This window comes from Streptococcus mitis, from assembly GCF_002096735.1.
In the GTDB taxonomy this organism is placed as follows: Bacteria; Bacillota; Bacilli; order Lactobacillales; family Streptococcaceae; genus Streptococcus; species Streptococcus mitis_CZ.
The window spans coordinates 1-5,203 of the sequence record NZ_NCVC01000007.1; the positions used below are offsets into that span (position 1 = coordinate 1).

At 49.7% G+C, this 5,203-nt stretch carries 2 tRNA genes and 3 rRNA genes; all 5 read left to right on the forward strand.

Going from position 1 to position 5,203, the window contains the following annotated elements:
* The 5 genes from B7703_RS00180 to rrf all read left to right on the forward strand — a co-directional run bounded on the left by B7703_RS00180 (window position 1) and on the right by rrf (window position 5,202).
* A tRNA-Glu gene (locus tag B7703_RS00180) sits at window positions 1-72 on the forward strand.
* Between the two features lie 242 nt (window positions 73-314).
* A 16S ribosomal RNA gene (locus tag B7703_RS00185) occupies window positions 315-1,860 on the forward strand.
* A gap of 51 nt (window positions 1,861-1,911) precedes the next feature.
* Window positions 1,912-1,984 (forward strand) — tRNA-Ala (locus B7703_RS00190).
* Window positions 1,985-2,109: 125 nt separating this feature from the next.
* Window positions 2,110-5,010, forward strand: a 23S ribosomal RNA gene (locus B7703_RS00195).
* Between the two features lie 76 nt (window positions 5,011-5,086).
* Window positions 5,087-5,202, forward strand: a 5S ribosomal RNA gene (rrf, locus tag B7703_RS00200).
* The 16S, 23S and 5S rRNA genes sit together here with 2 tRNA genes alongside, the layout of an rRNA operon.
* Window position 5,203: the final 1 nt, after the last annotated feature.

Sequence of the window (5,203 nt, forward strand, 5' to 3'; positions counted from 1 at the left end):
GGTCCGTTGGTCAAGGGGTTAAGACACCGCCTTTTCACGGCGGTAACACGGGTTCGAATCCCGTACGGACTATGGTATGTTGCGGATGGAACACTTGATGAAAAAAGATTAAAAAAGTTTCAAAAAAGTGTTGACAAGCGAAAGCACCTGTGATATACTAATATAGTTGTCGCTTGAGAGAAGTGAGTGACAAAGACCTTTGAAAACTGAACAAGACGAACCAATGTGCAGGGCACTACAACTAAGGTTGTAGTACTGAACAATGAAAAAAACAATAAATCTGTCAGTGACAGAAATGAGTGAGAACTCAAACTTTTAATGAGAGTTTGATCCTGGCTCAGGACGAACGCTGGCGGCGTGCCTAATACATGCAAGTAGAACGCTGAAGGAGGAGCTTGCTCTTCTGGATGAGTTGCGAACGGGTGAGTAACGCGTAGGTAACCTGCCTGGTAGCGGGGGATAACTATTGGAAACGATAGCTAATACCGCATAAGAGTAGATGTTGCATGACATTTGCTTAAAAGGTGCAATTGCATCACTACCAGATGGACCTGCGTTGTATTAGCTAGTTGGTGGGGTAACGGCTCACCAAGGCGACGATACATAGCCGACCTGAGAGGGTGATCGGCCACACTGGGACTGAGACACGGCCCAGACTCCTACGGGAGGCAGCAGTAGGGAATCTTCGGCAATGGACGGAAGTCTGACCGAGCAACGCCGCGTGAGTGAAGAAGGTTTTCGGATCGTAAAGCTCTGTTGTAAGAGAAGAACGAGTGTGAGAGTGGAAAGTTCACACTGTGACGGTATCTTACCAGAAAGGGACGGCTAACTACGTGCCAGCAGCCGCGGTAATACGTAGGTCCCGAGCGTTGTCCGGATTTATTGGGCGTAAAGCGAGCGCAGGCGGTTAGATAAGTCTGAAGTTAAAGGCTGTGGCTTAACCATAGTACGCTTTGGAAACTGTTTAACTTGAGTGCAAGAGGGGAGAGTGGAATTCCATGTGTAGCGGTGAAATGCGTAGATATATGGAGGAACACCGGTGGCGAAAGCGGCTCTCTGGCTTGTAACTGACGCTGAGGCTCGAAAGCGTGGGGAGCAAACAGGATTAGATACCCTGGTAGTCCACGCCGTAAACGATGAGTGCTAGGTGTTAGACCCTTTCCGGGGTTTAGTGCCGCAGCTAACGCATTAAGCACTCCGCCTGGGGAGTACGACCGCAAGGTTGAAACTCAAAGGAATTGACGGGGGCCCGCACAAGCGGTGGAGCATGTGGTTTAATTCGAAGCAACGCGAAGAACCTTACCAGGTCTTGACATCCCTCTGACCGCTCTAGAGATAGAGTTTTCCTTCGGGACAGAGGTGACAGGTGGTGCATGGTTGTCGTCAGCTCGTGTCGTGAGATGTTGGGTTAAGTCCCGCAACGAGCGCAACCCCTATTGTTAGTTGCCATCATTCAGTTGGGCACTCTAGCGAGACTGCCGGTAATAAACCGGAGGAAGGTGGGGATGACGTCAAATCATCATGCCCCTTATGACCTGGGCTACACACGTGCTACAATGGCTGGTACAACGAGTCGCAAGCCGGTGACGGCAAGCTAATCTCTTAAAGCCAGTCTCAGTTCGGATTGTAGGCTGCAACTCGCCTACATGAAGTCGGAATCGCTAGTAATCGCGGATCAGCACGCCGCGGTGAATACGTTCCCGGGCCTTGTACACACCGCCCGTCACACCACGAGAGTTTGTAACACCCGAAGTCGGTGAGGTAACCGTAAGGAGCCAGCCGCCTAAGGTGGGATAGATGATTGGGGTGAAGTCGTAACAAGGTAGCCGTATCGGAAGGTGCGGCTGGATCACCTCCTTTCTAAGGAAAAGGAACTGCGCATTGGTCTTGTTTAGTCTTGAGAGGTCTTGTGGGGCCTTAGCTCAGCTGGGAGAGCGCCTGCTTTGCACGCAGGAGGTCAGCGGTTCGATCCCGCTAGGCTCCATCGGTGAGAGATCACCAAGTAATGCACATTGAAAATTGAATATCTATATCAAATAGTAACAAGAAAATAAACCGAAAACGCTGTAGTATTAATAAGAGTTTATGACTGAAAGGTCAGAAAAATAAGGTTAAGTTAATAAGGGCGCACGGTGGATGCCTTGGCACTAGGAGCCGAAGAAGGACGTGACAAACGACGATATGCCTTGGGTAGCTGTAAGTAAGCGATGATCCAGGGATTTCCGAATGGGGGAACCCAACAGGTACTACCTGTTACCCACATCTGTTAAGGATGTGAGGAGGAAGACGCAGTGAACTGAAACATCTAAGTAGCTGCAGGAAGAGAAAGCAAAAGCGATTGCCTTAGTAGCGGCGAGCGAAACGGCAGAAGGGCAAACCGAAGAGTTTACTCTTCGGGGTTGTAGGACTGCAATGTGGACTCAAAGATTATAGAAGAATGATTTGGGAAGATCAGCCAAAGAGAGTAATAGCCTCGTATTTAAAATAGTCTTTGTACCTAGCAGTATCCTGAGTACGGCGGGACACGTGAAATCCCGTCGGAATCTGGGAGGACCATCTCCCAACCCTAAATACTCCCTAGTGACCGATAGTGAACCAGTACCGTGAGGGAAAGGTGAAAAGCACCCCGGGAGGGGAGTGAAATAGAACCTGAAACCGTGTGCCTACAACAAGTTCGAGCCCGTTAATGGGTGAGAGCGTGCCTTTTGTAGAATGAACCGGCGAGTTACGTTATGATGCGAGGTTAAGTTGAAGAGACGGAGCCGTAGGGAAACCGAGTCTGAATAGGGCGAATTAGTATCATGACGTAGACCCGAAACCATGTGACCTACCCATGAGCAGGTTGAAGGTGCGGTAAGACGCACTGGAGGACCGAACCAGGGCACGTTGAAAAGTGCTTGGATGACTTGTGGGTAGCGGAGAAATTCCAAACGAACTTGGAGATAGCTGGTTCTCTCCGAAATAGCTTTAGGGCTAGCGTCGACATAAAGATTCTTGGAGGTAGAGCACTGTTTGGGTGAGGGGTCCATCCCGGATTACCAATCTCAGATAAACTCCGAATGCCAATGAATTATGGTCGGCAGTCAGACTGCGAGTGCTAAGATCCGTAGTCGAAAGGGAAACAGCCCAGACCACCAGCTAAGGTCCCAAAATAATTGTTAAGTGGAAAAGGATGTGGGGTTGCACAGACAACTAGGATGTTAGCTTAGAAGCAGCTATTCATTCAAAGAGTGCGTAATAGCTCACTAGTCGAGTGACCCTGCGCCGAAAATGTACCGGGGCTAAAACAATTTACCGAAGCTGTGGATACCTTTATAGGTATGGTAGGAGAGCGTTCTATGTGTGATGAAGGTGTACCGTGAGGAGTGCTGGAACGCATAGAAGTGAGAATGCCGGTATGAGTAGCGAAAGACAGGTGAGAATCCTGTCCACCGTAAGACTAAGGTTTCCAGGGGAAGGCTCGTCCGCCCTGGGTTAGTCGGGACCTAAGGAGAGACCGAAAGGTGTATCCGATGGACAACAGGTTGATATTCCTGTACTAGAGTATGTAGTGATGGAGGGACGCAGTAGGCTAACTAAAGCAGACGATTGGAAGTGTCTGTCTAAGCAGTGAGGTGTGAACTGAGTCAAATGCTTAGTTCTATAACATTGAGCTGTGATGGGGAGCGAAGTTTAGTAGCGAAGTTAGTGACGTCACACTGCCAAGAAAAGCTTCTAGCGTTTAAACATACTCTACCCGTACCGCAAACCGACACAGGTAGTCGAGGCGAGTAGCCTCAGGTGAGCGAGAGAACTCTCGTTAAGGAACTCGGCAAAATGACCCCGTAACTTCGGGAGAAGGGGTGCTGACTTTAAGTCAGCCGCAGTGAATAGGCCCAAGCAACTGTTTATCAAAAACACAGCTCTCTGCTAAATCGTAAGATGATGTATAGGGGGTGACGCCTGCCCGGTGCTGGAAGGTTAAGAGGAGTGCTTAGCGCAAGCGAAGGTATGAATTGAAGCCCCAGTAAACGGCGGCCGTAACTATAACGGTCCTAAGGTAGCGAAATTCCTTGTCGGGTAAGTTCCGACCCGCACGAAAGGCGTAATGATTTGGGCACTGTCTCAACGAGAGACTCGGTGAAATTTTAGTACCTGTGAAGATGCAGGTTACCCGCGACAGGACGGAAAGACCCCATGGAGCTTTACTGCAGTTTGATATTGAGTGTCTGTACCACATGTACAGGATAGGTAGGAGTCTATGAGATCGGGACGCCAGTTTCGAAGGAGACGATGTTGGGATACTACCCTTGTGTTATGGCCACTCTAACCCAGATAGGTGATCCCTATCGGAGACAGTGTCTGACGGGCAGTTTGACTGGGGCGGTCGCCTCCTAAAAGGTAACGGAGGCGCCCAAAGGTTCCCTCAGAATGGTTGGAAATCATTCGCAGAGTGTAAAGGTATAAGGGAGCTTGACTGCGAGAGCTACAACTCGAGCAGGGACGAAAGTCGGGCTTAGTGATCCGGTGGTTCCGTATGGAAGGGCCATCGCTCAACGGATAAAAGCTACCCTGGGGATAACAGGCTTATCTCCCCCAAGAGTTCACATCGACGGGGAGGTTTGGCACCTCGATGTCGGCTCGTCGCATCCTGGGGCTGTAGTCGGTCCCAAGGGTTGGGCTGTTCGCCCATTAAAGCGGCACGCGAGCTGGGTTCAGAACGTCGTGAGACAGTTCGGTCCCTATCCGTCGCGGGCGTAGGAAATTTGAGAGGATCTGCTCCTAGTACGAGAGGACCAGAGTGGACTTACCGCTGGTGTACCAGTTGTCTTGCCAAAGGCATCGCTGGGTAGCTATGTAGGGAAGGGATAAACGCTGAAAGCATCTAAGTGTGAAACCCACCTCAAGATGAGATTTCCCATGATTTTATATCAGTAAGAGCCCTGAGAGATGATCAGGTAGATAGGTTAGAAGTGGAAGTGTGGCGACACATGTAGCGGACTAATACTAATAGCTCGAGGACTTATCCAAAGTAACTGAGAATATGAAAGCGAATGGTTTTCTTGCTTTGAATAGATATTCAATTTTGAGTAGGTATTACTCAGAGTTAAGTGACGATAGCCTAGGAGATACACCTGTACCCATGCCGAACACAGAAGTTAAGCCCTAGAACGCCGGAAGTAGTTGGGGGTTGCCCCCTGTGAGATATGGAAGTCGCTTAGCT